Below are 17,709 nucleotides of genomic sequence, written 5' to 3'. Positions count from 1 at the left end.
CAAGGGCGGGGGCTGACCTTAGTATTCGCAGCGTCCAAATATAGAGCGCCCGTAGCTCAGCTGGATAGAGCGCTGCCCTCCGGAGGCAGAGGTCACAGGTTCGAATCCTGTCGGGCGCGCCATTCGGTAGTTGGACAACAATTTGATTATGGTGACCGTAGCTCAGTTGGTAGAGTCCCGGATTGTGATTCCGGTTGTCGCGGGTTCGAGCCCCGTCGGTCACCCCAGTTTCAGGCCAAGGCCTGAAAGCAGTAAACATGCGAGGGTGGCGGAATTGGTAGACGCGCTAGCTTCAGGTGTTAGTGTCCTTCGGACGTGGGGGTTCAAGTCCCCCCCTTCGCACCACTGCTTTCAAACAGTTTCGCAAGAGAACAGTTTCGGCGTTTAGCGCAGCCTGGTAGCGCATCTGGTTTGGGACCAGAGGGTCGCAGGTTCGAATCCTGCAACGCCGACCAGAATTAACCGACCTAGTGTCGGTTTTTTTATGCCCGCACTCGTGCCGCCCGTTTGGGGCGTCGACTCGAATACTGAAACACCGCAAGGGCGATCCCAAGTAAACCGACCACAGCGTCGGTTTTTTTGTGCCCGGCGATTCATCATGGGATTACCGTGCCTTCTTGAGGTGTTCACCAGTCTGTGTTTTTACCCTGTGTCATTGCCTTTATTACCTGACGCGTGCCGGCAATCGCACGCACCTTTACGGTCCATCCGTTTAATGAAATGGAAAGGACCGGCGCAGGGGAATCAATAAGATGTATTCATTCGAATTCTTTTTGTTTTTATATGAAGCTTTATGGTGCAGACGAATTGTACAAGTTGTTTATATTATGTTTTTGTTGTTGTTTATTTTTGAAGTCAGGTTTTATCTATATTGTCTAATTGATTGAGTTAGTTAATGCGCCAAAATAAAAACAATAATGTTCACAATTTGTTCCTTGTTATTTTCGATAAAAAACCAATATAAAACAGATTATTACAGTCACTTTCGTTCATTTGTTAGTGATTCTGCTTTTTTCTTTAAATAAAAATTTCCGCAATGTGGAATTGGTTTTTAAAACTGGTTGCCTGCCGGTTAATGAATGGTTAATAATGGTTGGGAGGTTCGCAAGGATTAGCCATACGACTCTTGATGTTGAAATGACACCGCGACCTTGGAAACACGCTAGCCAGCGTAAATGGATTTAATCAGTTGTTGTAAAAAGGGAGAGGTCATGAGTCTCATGTCTAAAGCCAATGAACTTTCTTCTACCGACGCAGGTAAAAAGAAAAAGTCTTTCGAGATGCCTCATATTTATGTCATCTTGTTTATATTCAGCGCCATTGCCGCGGTGCTGACCTATATTGTTCCCGCCGGGCAATACGACCGGGTACCCGGTCCTAATGGCCGAACCACCATTGACCCCAACTCCTACCAGGTGGTCGAGTCCACCCCGGTCGGCCCCGTGGATTTTATGCTTGCCATTCCCAAAGGACTGATGGATGCGGGTACTGTGGTGTTCTTCACCTTTATCATCGGTGGCATGTTCATGGTGCTGCGCCGTACCGGCATTATCGAGATTGGGGTAGACAAGCTGACCCGTCGGTTCGCTCATAACACCATAGTGATCATTCCCGTCCTGATGACCACCTTTGCCGTGATCGCGACCCTGATAGGTACTCAGGAGCTGGCGTTGGTGTATGTGCCCGTTATTCTGCCCCTGATGCTGGCGTTGCGCTTTGACTCCGTCACCGCCGCCGCCGTGGCGCTGTGCGCCACCACTGCCGGTTTTACCTCTGGTGTGCTCAATCCCATCAACACCGGCCTGGGCCAGCAGCTGGCTGATTTGCCTGTGTATTCAGGCATGGGACTGCGTGCGCTGGTATTTGCCGCCATCCTGGTGCCCGGCATTTTCTATGTCACCCGTTACGCCCTGAAGGTAAAAAACAATCCTGCCCTGAGCCTGATGGAAGGCGATACCAAGGAGCTGGAGAAGCGCAAGCACTATCAGCATGCCGACGATGAAGGCGCCCTGACCGCCACTTCCCGTCAGAAGTGGGCGTCGCTTGCGGCCTTTGGTTTCTTTGCCACCCTGGTATGGGGCGTGATGACCCAGGGCTGGTTCATGATGGAAATGGCGGGGCTGTTTATCATCATGGGCGTAGTGGTCGGCATGATTGCGGGCCTGAAGACTTCGGACATTTGCGATGGCTTTAACGAAGGTTTCCGCGACGTCCTGGTGGGTGCCATGATCTGCGGTATTGCCCGTGCCGTTGCCGTGGTGCTGGAAGAAGGCCAGATCATGGATACCCTGGTATTCGGTCTTGGCAACCTGGTTGGCGAGTTCCCGCCGATCTTTTCTGCCATCGGTATGTACCTTTCTCAGTTGGGCTTCAACTTTGTGGTACCGTCGGGCAGTGGCCAGGCGCTGGTGACCATGCCGATCATGGCGCCGCTGGCTGATCTGGTTGGCGTAACCCGTCAAACCGCCGTGCTGGCATACCAGCTGGGCGATGGCATCGGTAACATTCTGTATCCGACCTCGGGTTACTTTATGGCTACGCTGGCACTGGCGGGTGTCAGCTGGAACAAATGGGTCAAGTTTTTCCTGCCTTTGTTCGGTACCTGGGTGGCCATCTCCATGGGCTTCCTGATCTTCGCCCAGTTCACTCAGTGGACAGGCTGATCCCCTGACGGGGTGTTCAAGTATCATGCGGGGCCTCCTTTGGAAGGCCCCTTTTCTATGCGATAGGGCAATTCTGCCCGAAAGGCATCTTAAATAAGCAGGTTGCCGGTATGCGGCCGCGGCGCCATTCGTGCGGCTCGGTTCCCGCTGTCAGGGAGCGGGAACCAAGCCGGAATAGCGCCACGTAGCATGGTGCATCAACGCCTTTAAGCGATATAACCGGTGCTCGTTCGGTGAGGTGTCAGCCGTTGCACCCAGGTGAAGGTAATTGCCAGGCTCGCCGGATTGGGCGGGACTTAATCGGCGATAAACAATACAATAACATTCTTTGATTTCCGTCTTGCTCAGGTTTTCCATGGTCGAGCCAATAAAACAGCCAAAAGCAAAAACCACCAAGCCGGCCGGCGCCACCCAGGTGCAGTCCCTGTCCCGGGCACTGCTACTGCTGGAGCGGCTGGCCGCCTCCGACATGGGCATGTCGCTCACCGACGTGGCCGGCAGCCTGGGACTGGCGCCGTCCACCGCCCACCGCCTGCTCAACAGTCTGCGCAGCCATGACTTTGTGGATCTGGATGAAAGCCAGGGGTTGTGGAGCATTGGCGTGCACGCCTTCTCCATTGGCAATGCCTACCTCAAAAAGCGCGACTTTATCGCTCAGGCGCGGCCGCACATGAAACGGCTGGTGGCGGAAACCGGCGAAACTTCCAACCTGGCGATCCTGGAGCAGGGCAGTGTGGTGTATGTGGGCCAGGTGGAGTCGCCCCAGACCATGCGCATGGTGGTGTCTTTGGGCAGCCGTTCGCCGGTGCATGCCGCCGGCGTGGGCAAGGCGCTGTTGTCGGCGCTGCCGATGAAAGAAGCGTTGGAGCTGGTGCGCAAGAACGGCATGAAGGCCTATACCGAGCACACCATTATTCATCCCAGCCAGTTCGAGCTGGAGCTGCACAAAATCGCCCAGCAGGGCTATTCCCTCGATGACGAAGAGCAGTTTGAAGGCCTGCGCTGCATTGCCGCCAACATCTATAACGAACACGGTGAAGCGGTGGCCGCCATTTCCATTTCCGGCCCGGCGGTACGAGTGAAATGGGAACGCATTCCCCAGCTCAGCGCCCTGGTAATGGACGCCGCCCGAAAAGTGACCCAGGCCATCGGCGGCAAGGCGCCCAGCACCAGTCGCAAGCCATAAGCTGAAGCCTGTAGATTGGCGATGGGCGCAGCGAATTTACAACATTTCGCAGCCGGCTTCATGTTGGAATTCGCTGCGCTCATTCGCAACCTACTACTGATTGACTGAATACAGTCAATCCCGCTGTTGCTTCGCGTTGGACACAAAAAAGGCCTGTCTTTTGACAGGCCTTTTGCATTCGCGAACTAAGCTCAGAAGCTCAGCGGGCGGTCGCCCTGCTCGTCCTTGATACGGGTCGGCAGACCCATTTCATTGAGCAGGTTGATGAAGGGCTTGGGATCCAGCTCTTCGATGTTGGCCATTTTCTTCACGTCCCATTCACCGCTGGCGATCAGCAGGGCGGCGGCCACCGGCGGCACCCCGGCGGTGTAGGAAATGCCCTGGCTGCCCACTTCGGCATAGGCGTCGGCGTGGTCGGCCACGTTATAGATGAACACTTCCTTGTCCTTGCCGTCCTTCTTGCCCTTCACCTGGTCACCGATGCAGGTCTTGCCGGTGTAGTCCGGGGCCAGGGAAGACGGATCGGGCAGCACGGCCTTGACCACCTTGAGCGGTACCACTTCCAGGCCTTCGGCGGTTTTCACCGGCTGCTCGGACAGCAGGCCCAGATTCTTGAGCACGGTGAACACATTGATGTAATGCTCGCCAAAGCCCATCCAGAAGCGCACATTGGGCACGCCCAGGTTCTGGGACAGGGAGTGCACTTCGTCGTGGCCGGTCATGTAGCTGGTCTGCATGCCCACTACCGGCAGGTCGTCGGTGCGCTTGTGCTCGAACATTTGGTTCTGCACCCACTCGTTGTTCTGCCAGGACCAGACGCGGCCGGTGAACTCGCGGAAGTTGATTTCCGGATCGAAGTTGGTGGCAAAGTAACGACCGTGGCTGCCGGCGTTGATGTCGATGATGTCGATGGAGTCGACGCTGTCGAAGTATTCGTTCACCGCCACCGCGGCGTAGGCGTTGACCACACCCGGGTCAAAGCCGGCACCCAGAATGGCGGTGATGCCTTTCTCTTCGCAGATGGCCTTGCGCTTCCACTCATAGTTGGCGTACCAGGGCGGATTTTCGCAGATCTTGGTGGGATCTTCGTGAATGGCGGTGTCGAGGTAGGCGGCGCCGGTCTCGATACAGGCCTGCAGCACCGACATATTGATGAAAGCCGATCCGACATTGATCACCAGTTGCGACTGTGTTTTGTCAATCAACGCCTTGGTGGCTTCGATATCGAGCGCATCCAGGGCATGGGCTTGCAATTCACCGGCAACCTTGAGGCTGCCCTTTTCCCGTACGCTGTCGACGATTTGCTGACATTTCTCGACAGTGCGCGAGGCGATGTGAATGTTACCCAGAACATCGTTATGTTGCGCACATTTGTGGGCAACAACCTGGGCGACACCACCGGCACCAATAATCAGAACGTTTTTCTTCATTTTTTTCCTCTGGAGCCTCCTTGAAAGGCTGCGTTGTGGTTTACTCCATGCCTCAGGAGAGGCTGTCTACAAAGTCGTCAAAGGTAAATCCCCTGACCAGGTTTACGCTGCCGTCGAGTTCACGCACGGCGATGGCGGGCATCTGCACGCCGTTGAACCAGTTCTTCTTCACCATGGTGTAGCCGGCGGCATCGATAAAGGATAGCCGATCCCCTACCTGCAGCGGCCGGTCGAAGTTGAATTCGCCGAATATGTCGCCGGCCAGACAGGACTTGCCGCACACCATGTACCGATGTTCGCCGTCGTTGGGCGCCATCTTGGCGGTCTCCCGGTAGATCAGCAGGTCGAGCATATGGGCTTCAATGGAGCTGTCCACTATGGCCAGTTGCTTGCCGTTGAACAGTGTGTCGAGCACGGTCACTTCCAGCGAGGTACTCATGGTGATGGAGGCCTCGCCGGGCTCCAGATACACCTGCACGCCAAAGCGCTCTGAAAAGGCCTTGAGCCGGGCACAGAAGCGGTCTACCGGGTAGTCTTCACCGGTGAAGTGAATGCCGCCGCCCAGGCTTACCCAGGTGATTTGCGGCCGGCTCAGCAGGCCGCCGAATTTGTCTTCAATCTCACCCAGCATGCGATCAAACAGGTCAAAGTCGCTGTTTTCGCAGTTGTTGTGAATCATGAAGCCGGAGATTTTGGCCATCACCGCTTCCACCTTGGCGGCGTCCCACTCACCCAGACGGCTGAAGGGACGGGACGGGTCGGCGATCAGAAACTCGGAGCTGGACACCCCCGGGTTCAGGCGCAGACCGCGCACGTGGCTGGCGGAGGCTTGTTCAAAACGCTCAAGCTGGCCGATGGTGTTGAAGATTACCTTGTCGGAGTGAGTCAGCACTTCTTCAATTTCGTCGTCGCCATAGGCCACGCTGTAGGCATGGGTTTCGCCGCCGAATTTCTGTTTGCCGAGCTTCACTTCGTTGAGGGAGGAAGAGGTGGTGCCGTCCATGTACTGGCTCATCAGGTCAAATACCGACCAGGTGGCAAAGCATTTCAGGGCCAGCAGCGCCTTGGCGCCGGAGTGCTCGCGAACATAGGCGATTTTCTCCATGTTGCGCAGCAGCTTGCTCTTGTCGATGAGATAGTAAGGCGTCTTGATCACTAGGGTCATACCTCCAGGCTGTGAACACCACCCGCTTAGGGAATTTTAAAGCGCGTGATTATAGAGGAAAGGTGGTCATGCTTCGAGCAAAAAGTGTGACGAGCCAGTCAAGCCGGCATGAAAAAAGACCGGCGCGAATGACCGGTCTTGCTGAGGAAAATAAAGCCGCCGCCGGCGGCTTAAAATATTGTTGTTATTTGAATTCGAGGCTTACTTCGGCAGCACCAGAATGGCACGGAAGTCATTGACGTTGGTGCGGGTTGGACCGGTTTCCACCAGGGCTTCCAGCTGGGAGAAAAAACCGTAGCTGTCGTTGTTGGCCAGGTAGTCTTCGGCTTTCAGGCCGGCGGCTTCCGCTCGTGCGAACAGCTCGGGAGTGATCAGGGCGCCGGCGTTGTCTTCCACGCCGTCAATGCCGTCGGTGTCGGCGGCCAGGGCATACACGCCGGCCTGACCCTTGAGCTCGTTGAACAGGCTGAGCATAAATTCGCTGTTGCGGCCGCCCCGGCCGTTGCCCTTGATGGTGACCGTGGTTTCACCGCCGGACAGGATCACGCAGGGCGCCTGAACGGGCTGGCCGCACTTGAGGATCTGCTTGGCGATGGCGGCGTGTACCTTGGCCACTTCGCGGGACTCACCCTCAATGCAGTCACCCAGCACCAGCGGCGCCAGGCCCTTGGAGCGTGCCAGGTGGGCGGCGGCGTCCAGAGCATCCTGAGGGGTGGCGATCATGTGGAACTCGGCCTTGCTCAGGCGCTCGTCACCGGGCTTGACGGTTTCGGACTCGGGGCTTTCCAGCCAGGCACGCACGTGGGCACCCACTTCGATGCCGTAGCTGTCGAGAATGGCCAGGGCCTGGGCGGAGGTGGTCGGATCCGCCACGGTCGGACCGGACGCGATCACGGTGGCTTCGTCGCCGGGCACGTCGGAGATACCTAGGGCAATCAGGCGGGCCGGATAGGCGGCGGCGGCCAGGCGGCCACCCTTGATGCCGGACAGGTGCTTGCGCACGCAGTTCATTTCATCAATGGCGGCGCCGGACTTGAGCAGGGCCTTGTTGATGGCCTGCTTGTCGGACAGGGTCAGGCCCGGGGCCGGCAGGCTCAGCAGGGAAGAACCACCGCCGGACAACAGGCAGATCACCAGATCGTCTTCACCCAGGCCTTGCACCAGCTCGAGAATGCGGCGGCCCACGCGCTCACCGGCATCATCCGGCACCGGGTGGGCGGCTTCAATCACCTCAATGCGCTCACAGGGGGCGCCGTGGTCGTAGCGGGTGACCACCACGCCGGACAGTTCCCCTTCCCAGATGGCGTCCAACTCGGCGGCCATGGAGGCGGCGGCCTTGCCGGCACCGATAACAACGGCTTTTTGACGAGTATCCTTGGGCAGGTATTCGGCCAGGTTACCCTTGGGCAGGGCGGCGGCCACGGCGCTGTCGAATAACTGCTGTAACAACTCCTTGGGTTGGATATCCATTGCAAATACTCCTGAAAAAACGGCTGTCTTGGTGCTGTTGTTGATTCAAAACGGGGTGGGGCAGAACGACCGGCGACCAGTGTCTAACACAAAGCCCCCTGAGTGAAAGTCATCTTTTCACCGACGTTCGCCCCGAGGTGTCCCGAACGGCGGCTGAAGCCTCAACGCCGCCGTTCGGTTCAGGACTTACTCGCCCCGAATGTTGTGGTTGGCCAGGTGCTCCAGCGCCTTGACCATGCCGGAGTGATCCCAGCCGGCACCGCCCAGGGCGTTACAGGTGTTGAACAGCTCCTGTGCGCCGGCGGTGTTGGGCAGGGAAACGCCCAGCTCGCGGGCACCGCTCAGGGCCAGGTTCAGATCCTTCTGGTGCAGGGCGATACGGAAGCCCGGATCGAAGGTGCCTTTTACCATGCGCTCACCGTGCACTTCCAGGATCTTGGAAGAGGCGAAGCCACCCATCAGTGCTTCACGTACCTTGGCCGGATCGGCGCCTGCCTTGGAGGCAAACACCAGGGCTTCGGCAACGGCTTCAATGTTCAGGGCCACGATGATCTGGTTTGCCACCTTGGTGGTCTGGCCGTCACCGTTACCGCCTACCAGGGTGATGTTCTTGCCCATGATGTCGAACAGCGGCTTGATCTTGTCGAACACGGCCTGTTCACCGCCTACCATGATGGTCAGGGTGGCGTTGATGGCGCCTACTTCACCGCCGGAGACCGGGGCATCCAGGAAGTCGGCACCGGTTTCGTTAACACGCTTGGCGATTTCCTTGGTGGCGATGGGAGAGATGGAAGACATGTCCACCACTACCTTGCCGGCAGACAGGCCCAGGGCCGCGCCGTTTTCGCCGAACAGTACGGCCTCAACCTGCGGGGTGTTGGGTACCATGGTGATGATCACGTCGGCGGCTTCGGCCACGGCCTTGGGGTTGGCCAGGGCGATACCATTGTCACCCAGCAGATCTTCCGGGGCCTTGTTGTAGTGCTCGGAGAAGTACAGGGTGTGACCGGCTTTTTGCAGGTTCTGAGCCATGGGCTTGCCCATGATACCGGTGCCAATAAAACCAATTTTCATGTTCGTTATCCTTTTGTCTGAAGACGCCGGCGTACCGGCCTCGTGGAAAACCGAATTGAGTGAAAAACCTCAGACCACGCCGTGGGTCTTGAGCCAGCCCAGGCCGGCTTCGGTGGTGGTGGCCGGCTTGTACTCGGCTCCGATCCAGCCGTCGTAGCCCACCTTGTCCAGGAAGGCGAAGATGTTGTGGTAGTTCAGTTCGCCGGTGCCCGGCTCGTGACGACCCGGGTTATCAGCCAGCTGAATGTGGTTGATGATGCTCAGGTTCTTCTCCATGGTCGGGATGATGTCCCCTTCCATGATCTGCATGTGGTAGATGTCATACTGGAAGGCCAGGTTGTCGGAGCCCACCTTCTCGATGATATCCAGCGCCTGCTGAGTGTTGTTCAGGAAGAAGCCGGGAATGTCGCGGGTGTTGATGGCCTCGGCGATCAGCTTGATGCCGGCATCCTTCAGTTTGTCGGCGGCATACTTGAGGTTGGCCACGAAGGTCGCTTCCGCTTCTTCGTAAGCCACACCGGCAGGCTGAATACCGGCCAGACAGTTCACCTGGGTGTTGCCCAGTACCTTGGCGTATTCGATGGCCTTGTCGACGCCGGCCTTGAATTCTTCAACCCGATCCGGGTGACAGGCGATACCGCGCTCGCCACCGTTCCAGTCACCGGCGGGCAGGTTGAACAGTACCTGGGTCAGGCCGTTGGCCTCGAGCCTTGCCTTGATGTCGCCGGCGGCGAAATCATAGGGAAACAGGTATTCAACACCCTTGAAGCCGGCCTTGGCGGCGGCGTCGAAACGATCCAGGAAGTCGACTTCGGTAAACAGCATCGACAGGTTGGCAGCTAATTTCGGCATTGCGATGTCCTTTGTTCAGTTGGGGGCAAAGTCAGGATGGGGCCCGTGAGCCCCATCGCTGTCATCAATCAGTCCAGCAGAGAGATGGCGGTGGGGGCGTCTTCACCCTTTTCGGCCAGCTCTTCGAACTCGTTGACGGCGTCGATTTCAACACCCATGGAGATGTTGGTGACGCGCTCCAGAATCACTTCAACCACTACCGGTACGGAGTGCTCGGCCATCAGCTTCTTGGCTTCTTCAAAGGCGGGAGCAATGTCTTCCGGCTTGAATACGCGGATAGCTTTACAGCCCAGGCCTTCAACCACGGCCTTGTGGTCAACACCGTACTCGCCCAGCTCCGGCGCGTTGATGTTTTCAAAGGACAGCTGTACGCAGTAGTCCATGTCGAAGCCGCGCTGAGACTGACGGATCAGGCCCAGGTAGGAGTTGTTCACCAGCACGTGAATGTAGGGCAGTTTGAACTGGGCACCTACGGCCAGCTCCTCGATCATGAACTGGAAGTCGTAGTCACCGGACAGAGCAACCACGTTGCGGCCCGGCTCGGCGGCGCACACACCCAGGGCGGCCGGAATGGTCCAGCCCAGAGGGCCGGCCTGACCACAGTTGATCCAATTACGCTCTTTGTACACGTGCAGGAACTGGGCGGCGGCGATCTGGGACAGACCGATAGTGGACACGTAGGTGGTGTCGCGGCCGAAGGCCTTGTTCATTTCTTCGTATACACGCTGCGGCTTCACCGGAGTGTTGTCGAAGTGGGTCTTGCGCTGCAGGGTGCGCTTGCGCTCCTGACACTCGGCAACCCAGGCGCTGCGATCTTTCAGTTTACCGGCCGCTTTCCACTCCTTGGCGACTTCAACGAACAGCTCCAGCGCAGCCTTGGCGTCGGACACGATGCCCAGGTCCGGACCGAATACACGACCGATCTGAGTGGGTTCGATGTCAACGTGAACGAACTTACGACCCTTGGTGTAAACCTCTACGGAACCGGTGTGACGGTTGGCCCAACGGTTACCTACACCCAGTACGAAGTCGGAAGCCAGCAGGTTGGCGTTACCGTAACGGTGAGAGGTCTGCAGACCGCACATACCCGCCATCAGGCCGTGGTCGTCGGGAATGGTGCCCCAGCCCATCAGGGTCGGGATAACCGGCACGTTCAGCACTTCGGCGAACTCGGTCAGCAGGGCAGCAGCGTCGGCGTTGATAACACCACCACCGGAAACCAGTAGCGGCTTGTCGGCGGCGTTCAGCATGGTCAGGGCCTTTTCAACCTGAATGCGGGTCGCGGCCGGTTTGTAGGGAGTCATCGGCTGGTAGGCTTCCGGATCGAACTCGATCTCGGCCATTTGCACGTCGAACGGCAGGTCGATCAGCACGGGGCCGGGACGACCGGAGCGCATGATGTGGAAGGCCTGTTGGAACACACCGGGAACCTGGCCCGGCTCCAGTACGGTGGTGGCCCACTTGGCAACCGGCTTGGCGATGGACTCGATGTCTACGGCCTGGAAGTCTTCCTTGTGCATACGGGCACGCGGCGCCTGGCCGGTGATGCACAGAATCGGAATGGAGTCGGCGGAAGCGGAATACAGGCCGGTGATCATGTCGGTGCCGGCAGGGCCGGAAGTACCGATACACACACCAATGTTGCCCGGGTTGGCACGGGTGTAGCCTTCGGCCATGTGAGACGCGCCTTCAACGTGGCGGGCCAGTACGTGGCTGATGGAGCCGAGACCCTTGAGCGCGGCGTAGAAGGGGTTGATGGCGGCGCCGGGAACGCCAAAGGCTTTGGTGACACCTTCCAGCTCCAGGATTTTAGCGGCCGCTTCGATTGCTTTCATTTTAGCCATGATGTGTATCCATTCATCTGAGGTGCTCTCGGCACCGTGTTGTTGTACGTCATAAGTAATGCAGTGGTGCGCAGACCGGCCTGGTGAGGACCCTTAACATCTACGCAACCCATACTCTGATGATACGAAAAAAAATGTGACGATCAACAAGTTTTGGAAATGATTTTTATAATGTGGAAATGATGACTGGTGGGGCAATCGTGATGCATTGGTCAGGAAGAATCACAAGATGTTGTTTTTAATGGTATCAGATCGATTTTTATGAGGCGGATGTCGACATGTCGGTTTTTGTTTCTTTTTTTGGAATCGCTTTCCTTATTTATAAGGAAGATGATCCGGCATCGCTTGAAACCTACAAATGCTTAACAAGGCTCACTGTGTGGCAAGTATAGTACAAACTGGTAGTGATATTGTGTTCATTTAATCAAAACAAAGCGGCTGGCATATTGCACCGCAATGACCAGGTGCCGTCGGCGGACCCGAATGGTCACAAGGTCAGAACTCATGGGCCTGAAGAGGGGAATGATGAAGGTGATATGAAGTTTTTGCGGCGCACAAAATATTCCTTGAAAAAGTTTTTTGTGCGGTGCAATAATAATCCTGCGCGCCAAATCCGGTTCAGAGGTAAAGGGGTTTGCTGGCGTGCCGGGCCACGGGCCCCATACCCATTCATCAGGAGACGCCAACTATGTCATGGTTTGATATTGCCAAACTGCAGAAAGCACAACAGGACAACCTGGCCCTGGTCCAGGGCCTCGGTACCAGCCTGCTGGCCGGTGCGGAAAAGCTGGGTCAGCTGCAGCTGAAGGCGCTGACCGAGCTCAGCACCGCCCAGTTCGACTACACCGGCAAGCTGCTGGCCGTGCGCGATGCCAAGAGCCTGGCCGAGCTGAACCACACCGTATTCGGTCCCAGCGCCCTGCTAGAGCGCCAGCTGGACTTCAACCGCGAAGTCTTCTCCCTGCTGGCCGACGCCCAGCAGCAGCTCGGTAACTACGGCGAGCAGCAATGGGCCGCCGGCAGCAAGCAGGTTGACGAGTGGGTTGAGCAGTTCGCCGCCCACGCCCCGGCCGGCTCCGAATCTGCCGTGAGCGCCATCAAGCAGGCGGTGAGTCAGGCCAATGAGGCCCGCGAAGGCGCCCAGAAGGCCGCCAAAGACGCCGCCGAGATCGCCGACAAGGTGATCAAGCAGGCCGCCGAGCAGTCTGAAAAGGCCGCCCGTCAGGTAGCCGAAGCTACCGAAAAGGGCATCAGCGCCGTGACCGCCGCTGCCGCCAACAACGGCTCCACCGCTAAAAACAGCCGTGCTGCCGCCGCCAAGGCAAACTGAGACTAATACCAATAAACAGAGCTGTTATCTCGTTTGGACGGCAGGGGGAAACCCCGCCGTCTTTTTGTGTTTGTGAGCCTGCGTATCGCATCTGGTATGATGACTGGGTTTCTAGACACGACGAACAGGACAACCAATGCAAATCGCAAACGATACCGTGGTGCAGTTCAACTACACCCTGAAAGACGAGCAGGGCGAGGTGATGGACACCAACGAAGGCAAGGCCCCCCTGGCCTACCTGCACGGTCACAACAACATGCTGGAAGGGCTGGAAAAGGCGCTGGACGGCAAGAGCGAAGGCGACAGCTTCAGCGTGACCCTGGCGCCGGCCGATGCCTATGGTGAGCGGGACGAAAGCCTGATCCAGCGTATTTCCGTGCGCCATCTGCAGGGTGCCAAGCGCTGGGAGCCGGGCATGGTGGCCATGGTGCATACCGAGAATGGCCCGCGCCAGGTGGTGGTGGTCAAGGTGGGTCGTTTTATGGCCGACGTGGATCTCAACCACCTGCTGGCCGGCCGCACCCTGACCTTTGATCTGGACGTGGTATCGGTACGTGCCGCCACCGAGGAAGAGCTGGAGCACGGCCACGCCCACGGCGAAGGCGGTCATCAGCACTGAGCTGGTTTATGGAGCGCGGGCGGCTCGCCCGTGCTCCACTAACGCCATGCAAGCTTGTAGGTTGCTGATGAGCGAAGCGAATCGCAACACGAAGGCGGCTGTGGAATGTTGGAATTCGCGGGGCTCATTCCAACCTACCTGATCGGCGTGCTTTCCAGGACGGCGGGGAGTTACTCCTCGCCGTCTTTTTTGTCCTTGTCGTTTTGCTCCGGGCCGCCACCGAGGCCACCGAACAGGCCAAACATGTTCTGGGTGTTGAGGTAGAGCTGGCGGGACTGTTCCACATACTGGCGCATCATTTCCTGCATCATGGGTACCTGACCCTGCATGAAATCGGTCCATGCCTTGGTGGACTGCATGCCGGCCTGGGTCTGTACCTCTATCATCGACTGAATGCTTTCATCCAGATAGCTGCCCAGCACCCCCTGAAAGGGGCCGTAAAAGCGAATGATGTTTTTCAGCATGTCACTGGAGAAAATGGGGTCGCCACCGCTTTCCGCTTCCTGAATGATCTGCAGCAGAATGCTGCGGGTAATGTCCTCGCCGGTTTTGGCGTCCACCACCTGAAAGGGCTCTTCTTCCTGCACCAGCCGGCGAATGTCGGCCAGGGTCACGTGACTGCTGGTGTGGCTGTCGTACAGGCGGCGGTTGGGGTATTTTTTGATGGTGCGAAGACTGTCCTGGGATTTTGACATGCGACACTGGCCCTGAAAAAGATTAACCGCCAGTGTATCCCAATCGTGCAGGTCGCTCAATTTAACGGCGGGGCCGGGCGGCCCCGCCGGGACGATTACAGCCAGGTCAGCGTCAGCCCATCCCGCACCGCAAAACGATCGAAGTGGGACCTGACCGTCTCGGCCACGGCTGCCAGATCGGCCTCATTGTCCGCCGTGCAGCACACCGCCAGTTGGGTGTCGGTGGCGTTCAGCTCGCAGCGGCCCATGGCAAACTGCACATGACCCTGCTGCCCCTGCCACTCGGCCTCCACCTTTTGTGCGAAGTGAATGCAGAGTTTCTTGAGGTAACCCAGCCCGTTGGGGGTGTCGATAACTGCTGAACAATCAGCCATGATGTTCTCCTTGATGAGTTGAATGAGGCAGCGCCTGGTCGCACAGCACGATGGGCAGGCCGCGGGAGCAGGTTTCCACTCGGCCTTCCACGCCGTAGGCGGCGCGCAGCACCGCCGGGGTCAGCACTTCCCGGGCCGGCCCCTCCGCCAGCAGCCGGCCGTCGCCCAGTACCCAGAGCTGGTCGCAAAAACGCAGCGCCAGGTTGATGTCGTGAATGGCCACCAGCGACAGCGTGCCCCGCTCGCGGCTGAACTGCTGCACGCATTGCAGCACGTTCAGCTGCCAGTGCAGATCCAGGGCGCTGGTGGGCTCGTCCAGCAGCAGCATCTCGGGCTGGCGAACCAGCACCTGGGCCAAGCCAATCATCTGGCGCTGGCCGCCGGAGAGTTGATCCAGCCGGCGCAGGGCCAGCTCGCGAATCCCCAGCCGGTCAAATACTCGCTCCATGTTCTGCTCCAGCTGCGCCTTGTCCAGACCACCGTGCACCGCCCGGCAGGCGCTGAACACGGTCTCGTAGGCGAGCAGCGAGCTGGCTTGAGGCAGGCTCTGGGGCAGATAGCCCAGCGTGCGGGCACGGCGGCTGAAGTCCAGCGGCGCCCCGTTGAACAGCACTCGGCCATCGCTCGGCAGCAGTCCGGCGATGGTCTTCAGCAGGGTCGACTTGCCGGCGCCATTACGGCCGATCACCCCCACCAGGGTGCCCGGGGCGACCGGCCGCGGACTCAGGCCGTTCAGCACCGGGCGGCGGGCGTAGCCGACCCTGAGGTTCTCAATGTGCAGTGTCATCAGTGCTCCCGTCCGCGGCCAATGATAAGGGCGATAAACAACGGAATACCCACCAGGGCGGTCACCATGCCCACCGGCAGCAGAATGCCCGGCACCAGGGTCTTGCTGGCAATGGAGGCCAGTGACAGCAGCAGGGCGCCGGCCAGGGCGCTGCCGGGCAGCAGCAGGCGATGATCTTCTCCCAGCAGCAGGCGGGCGATATGGGGGCCGACCAGGCCGATAAAGCCGATTTCGCCGACAAAGGCCATGGCGGTGGCGGTGAGCAGGCTGACCCGCAGCAGCACCAGCAACCGCAGCCGCTCCACGCGAATGCCCAGGCTGCGGGCCTGCTCCTCGCCGCTGCGCAGCGTGGTCATGGCCCAGGCCTGACGCAGGGAAAACGGCAGGCAAAAGGCCAGCACCAGGGCCACCACGGCCACCTGCTGCAGCTCGGCCCGGGCCAGGCTGCCCATGGTCCAGAACACGATTTGCTGCAGGGCATCAAAGTCGGCCACAAACTGCAGCAGCCCCACCAGGGCGTTAAAGCCAAACAGCAGCGCAATGCCAAACAGCACCACGGTATGCACGCCGGCACCAAAGCGGCGCGACAGCAGCAAAATCAGCAGGGCGGCGCCGGCGGCAAACACAAAGGCCATCAGCGGCAGGGTCAGGGCTGCGCCCAGTCCGGGCAGGCTGAGCTTGAACACGATGGCCACGGCGGCACCCAGGGTGGCGGCGGCGCCTACTCCCAGGGTGTAAGGGCTGGCCAGGGGGTTGTTCAGTGCGGTCTGCATCTCGGCGCCGGCCAGCCCCAGGCTGGCCCCCACCACCAGCGCCATCAGGGCGTAGGGCAGACGCACCTCGTGAATAATGACCCGGGTGCCGGCGTCCAGGCTGTCGGGGTGCAGCAGGCCGTTCAGTACCGCCATGGGCCCCAGGGGCGCCGGACCGGTGGCGATGTCCCAGACAAACGACATCGCCAGTGCCACGGCCAGCCCCAGCAGCAGGGTCAGCCGGCGCCAGATAAAGCGGCGGTAGGCCTGGGCCAGTCCTGATGCGGCGGTTGCCTTGCCGGCGTCCAGTACGGTGTCGTTCATATCAGCCTCCGATCCAGTAGGTGCCATTCAGGGGCACCGGCTGAAAACGCTGATACAACGTGGTCAGGGTGTGTTGCGGATCCAGATCGGCAAAGGTATCCGGATAAAGCCAGCGGGCAAAGGCCTGCACCGCCACCACATTGAGGGGCGAATTGTAAAAGTGATGCCAGATGGCAAAGGCGCGGTGTTGCTGCACCGCCTGCAACTGGGCCAGCCCGGCATGGCTCAGGGCATGGCGCAGGCTGGCCTCGGCCTGCGCCGGCGCCACACCGGCTCCCAGGGCGATAATGCCCGGGTGGCTTTCAAGGGTATCGGTCGATCCCACGGCGGTGGCAATGTAGATATCCGGCTGCTCCAGCAGCAGGTATTCCAGGTTGTAGATGCCGGATACTCCGGGCACCCGCTCGGTGGCGATGTTGTCGGCGTTCAGCAGGCTCAGAAAGCGGCCCAGCATGCCGTTGGTCATGGTTTCGCAGCAGGCGTCCTGCAGGCCCACCCGGCTGTGCAGAAATACGCTGGGCACATCCTCGGGGTTCAGGGTGTTCAGTCCGGCCTGCACGCGATCCAGTACCTGTCGGTAAAAGTCGATAAAGGCGTTGGCTTCGGCGTCGCGGTCGAGGGCTCGGCCCAGCAGCGTCATGCTTTGCAGGGTGTGGCTCAGGGGATCTTGGCGAAAGTCGATAAACAGCACGGTCACACCGGCCCGTTCCAGCCGGCCGACCAGCGATTCGTCCCGGGCAGAAGGGCCGTGGCCTTCGATGCCGAACACCGCCAGGTTGGCCCCCAGGCTCAGGGCTTGTTCAATGCTGAAACTGTCGGCGGTACTGCGCCCAAGGCGGGGCACGGTTTTCAGCTTGGGAAAGGCCTCGGCATACTGGCGATAACCGGCCGGATCCGCCAGTTCAAAGTCGGGCATGATACCCGCCAGTCTGTCGGTAAGCCGTTGCCCTTCGAGAATGGCCAGGGCCGGCAGAAAGCGGCCTTCCCCCAAAATGATGCCGGTCACCTGCTCGGGTAGCTCGACCTCGCGCCCGGCCATATCGGTCACGGTCTCGGCCGAGGCCGGTAGGGCGAACAGCAGAAACAATAAGGCGCCGACGGTGCGGCGCAGGAAAGTGTTATTTTGAATAAGAAGTGTAATCAT

At 59.1% G+C, this 17,709-nt stretch carries 15 protein-coding genes and 4 tRNA genes; 8 read left to right on the top strand and 11 right to left on the bottom strand.

The genetic code is table 11. The features are described 5' to 3' along the window. Window positions 1-45 precede the first annotated feature (45 nt). The 6 genes from OJHNALOF_RS00705 (at window position 46) to OJHNALOF_RS00680 (ending at window position 3,849) form a co-directional block, all read left to right on the top strand. Window positions 46-122, top strand: a tRNA-Arg gene (locus tag OJHNALOF_RS00705). 29 nt (window positions 123-151) lie between these two features. Continuing rightward, window positions 152-227 (top strand) — tRNA-His (locus OJHNALOF_RS00700). Between the two features lie 32 nt (window positions 228-259). After that, a tRNA-Leu gene (locus OJHNALOF_RS00695) sits at window positions 260-345 on the top strand. Between the two features lie 33 nt (window positions 346-378). After that, a tRNA-Pro gene (locus OJHNALOF_RS00690) sits at window positions 379-455 on the top strand. A gap of 756 nt (window positions 456-1,211) precedes the next feature. Beyond that, window positions 1,212-2,663, top strand: a complete 1,452-nt coding sequence (locus OJHNALOF_RS00685; RefSeq protein WP_240919603.1) for a YfcC family protein — start codon at window positions 1,212-1,214, stop codon at window positions 2,661-2,663. A gap of 355 nt (window positions 2,664-3,018) precedes the next feature. Then, the gene (locus tag OJHNALOF_RS00680) at window positions 3,019-3,849 is read left to right on the top strand and encodes an IclR family transcriptional regulator (RefSeq protein ID WP_094200970.1); all 831 of its coding nucleotides are present in this window, start codon (window positions 3,019-3,021) and stop codon (window positions 3,847-3,849) included. Window positions 3,850-4,040: 191 nt separating this feature from the next. Here OJHNALOF_RS00680 and OJHNALOF_RS00675 read toward each other — a convergent pair whose 3' ends face one another. The 6 genes from OJHNALOF_RS00675 to gcl all read right to left on the bottom strand — a co-directional run bounded on the left by OJHNALOF_RS00675 (window position 4,041) and on the right by gcl (window position 11,684). Continuing rightward, window positions 4,041-5,279, bottom strand: a complete 1,239-nt coding sequence (locus tag OJHNALOF_RS00675) for a saccharopine dehydrogenase family protein (protein WP_094200969.1) — start codon at window positions 5,277-5,279, stop codon at window positions 4,041-4,043. Window positions 5,280-5,331: 52 nt separating this feature from the next. Then, window positions 5,332-6,444, bottom strand: coding sequence for a carboxynorspermidine decarboxylase (locus OJHNALOF_RS00670; RefSeq protein ID WP_206063498.1), 1,113 nt, complete (start codon window positions 6,442-6,444; stop codon window positions 5,332-5,334). 201 nt (window positions 6,445-6,645) lie between these two features. Further along, entirely contained in the window at window positions 6,646-7,914 is a 1,269-nt protein-coding gene (locus OJHNALOF_RS00665) for a glycerate kinase (protein WP_094200958.1), read from the bottom strand. A gap of 186 nt (window positions 7,915-8,100) precedes the next feature. Continuing rightward, window positions 8,101-8,997, bottom strand: coding sequence for a 2-hydroxy-3-oxopropionate reductase (locus tag OJHNALOF_RS00660; protein ID WP_370462285.1), 897 nt, complete (start codon window positions 8,995-8,997; stop codon window positions 8,101-8,103). 60 nt (window positions 8,998-9,057) lie between these two features. Continuing rightward, a complete protein-coding gene (gene hyi / locus OJHNALOF_RS00655; RefSeq protein ID WP_094200956.1) occupies window positions 9,058-9,840 on the bottom strand; it encodes a hydroxypyruvate isomerase in 783 nt (260 codons plus the stop codon). Window positions 9,841-9,908: 68 nt separating this feature from the next. Next, window positions 9,909-11,684, bottom strand: coding sequence for a glyoxylate carboligase (gcl, locus tag OJHNALOF_RS00650; protein ID WP_165660836.1), 1,776 nt, complete (start codon window positions 11,682-11,684; stop codon window positions 9,909-9,911). Between the two features lie 688 nt (window positions 11,685-12,372). On the opposite strand from gcl, the gene phaP reads away from it, so the two are divergent. Continuing rightward, on the top strand, window positions 12,373-13,014 hold the full coding sequence (phaP, locus tag OJHNALOF_RS00645) for a TIGR01841 family phasin (RefSeq protein ID WP_165660835.1): 642 nt from the start codon (window positions 12,373-12,375) through the stop codon (window positions 13,012-13,014). Window positions 13,015-13,150: 136 nt separating this feature from the next. Further along, window positions 13,151-13,633: a peptidylprolyl isomerase gene (locus OJHNALOF_RS00640; protein ID WP_094200952.1), complete on the top strand. Its 483-nt coding sequence runs from the start codon at window positions 13,151-13,153 to the stop codon at window positions 13,631-13,633. Between the two features lie 170 nt (window positions 13,634-13,803). Here OJHNALOF_RS00640 and phaR read toward each other — a convergent pair whose 3' ends face one another. From phaR to OJHNALOF_RS00615, 5 genes are all read right to left on the bottom strand, one after another. Continuing rightward, entirely contained in the window at window positions 13,804-14,328 is a 525-nt protein-coding gene (gene phaR / locus OJHNALOF_RS00635; RefSeq protein WP_094200951.1) for a polyhydroxyalkanoate synthesis repressor PhaR, read from the bottom strand. 95 nt (window positions 14,329-14,423) lie between these two features. Beyond that, the gene (locus tag OJHNALOF_RS00630) at window positions 14,424-14,702 is read right to left on the bottom strand and encodes a DUF2218 domain-containing protein (RefSeq protein ID WP_094200950.1); all 279 of its coding nucleotides are present in this window, start codon (window positions 14,700-14,702) and stop codon (window positions 14,424-14,426) included. Beyond that, window positions 14,695-15,489, bottom strand: a complete 795-nt coding sequence (locus OJHNALOF_RS00625; RefSeq protein ID WP_165660834.1) for an ABC transporter ATP-binding protein — start codon at window positions 15,487-15,489, stop codon at window positions 14,695-14,697. The genes OJHNALOF_RS00630 and OJHNALOF_RS00625 overlap by 8 nt, the downstream gene beginning before the upstream one ends. Further along, entirely contained in the window at window positions 15,489-16,565 is a 1,077-nt protein-coding gene (locus OJHNALOF_RS00620) for an iron ABC transporter permease (RefSeq protein ID WP_165660833.1), read from the bottom strand. Before OJHNALOF_RS00620 ends, OJHNALOF_RS00625 begins: the two co-directional genes overlap by 1 nt. 1 nt (window position 16,566) lies before the next feature. Next, entirely contained in the window at window positions 16,567-17,709 is a 1,143-nt protein-coding gene (locus tag OJHNALOF_RS00615) for an ABC transporter substrate-binding protein (RefSeq protein WP_165660832.1), read from the bottom strand.

The organism is Oceanimonas sp. MB9, assembly GCF_011319775.1.
Taxonomy (GTDB): Bacteria; Pseudomonadota; Gammaproteobacteria; order Enterobacterales; family Aeromonadaceae; genus Oceanimonas; species Oceanimonas doudoroffii.
Note: the sequence above shows the minus strand (reverse complement) of the source record. Positions and strands in the feature narration are given on the sequence as shown.

Bases quoted from the DNA above. Each gene is read 5' to 3' on its own strand.
- OJHNALOF_RS00625 (WP_165660834.1), bottom strand. From the start codon at position 15,489: ATGACACTGCACATTGAGAACCTCAGGGTCGGCTACGCCCGCCGCCCG.
- OJHNALOF_RS00630 (WP_094200950.1), bottom strand. From the start codon at position 14,702: ATGGCTGATTGTTCAGCAGTTATCGACACCCCCAACGGGCTGGGTTAC.
- OJHNALOF_RS00670 (WP_206063498.1), bottom strand. From the start codon at position 6,444: ATGACCCTAGTGATCAAGACGCCTTACTATCTCATCGACAAGAGCAAG.
- gcl (WP_165660836.1), bottom strand. From the start codon at position 11,684: ATGGCTAAAATGAAAGCAATCGAAGCGGCCGCTAAAATCCTGGAGCTG.
- phaP (WP_165660835.1), top strand. From the start codon at position 12,373: ATGTCATGGTTTGATATTGCCAAACTGCAGAAAGCACAACAGGACAAC.
- OJHNALOF_RS00675 (WP_094200969.1), bottom strand. From the start codon at position 5,279: ATGAAGAAAAACGTTCTGATTATTGGTGCCGGTGGTGTCGCCCAGGTT.
- OJHNALOF_RS00680 (WP_094200970.1), top strand. From the start codon at position 3,019: ATGGTCGAGCCAATAAAACAGCCAAAAGCAAAAACCACCAAGCCGGCC.
- hyi (WP_094200956.1), bottom strand. From the start codon at position 9,840: ATGCCGAAATTAGCTGCCAACCTGTCGATGCTGTTTACCGAAGTCGAC.
- OJHNALOF_RS00685 (WP_240919603.1), top strand. From the start codon at position 1,212: ATGAGTCTCATGTCTAAAGCCAATGAACTTTCTTCTACCGACGCAGGT.
- phaR (WP_094200951.1), bottom strand. From the start codon at position 14,328: ATGTCAAAATCCCAGGACAGTCTTCGCACCATCAAAAAATACCCCAAC.
- OJHNALOF_RS00665 (WP_094200958.1), bottom strand. From the start codon at position 7,914: ATGGATATCCAACCCAAGGAGTTGTTACAGCAGTTATTCGACAGCGCC.
- OJHNALOF_RS00615 (WP_165660832.1), bottom strand. From the start codon at position 17,709: ATGATTACACTTCTTATTCAAAATAACACTTTCCTGCGCCGCACCGTC.
- OJHNALOF_RS00620 (WP_165660833.1), bottom strand. From the start codon at position 16,565: ATGAACGACACCGTACTGGACGCCGGCAAGGCAACCGCCGCATCAGGA.
- OJHNALOF_RS00640 (WP_094200952.1), top strand. From the start codon at position 13,151: ATGCAAATCGCAAACGATACCGTGGTGCAGTTCAACTACACCCTGAAA.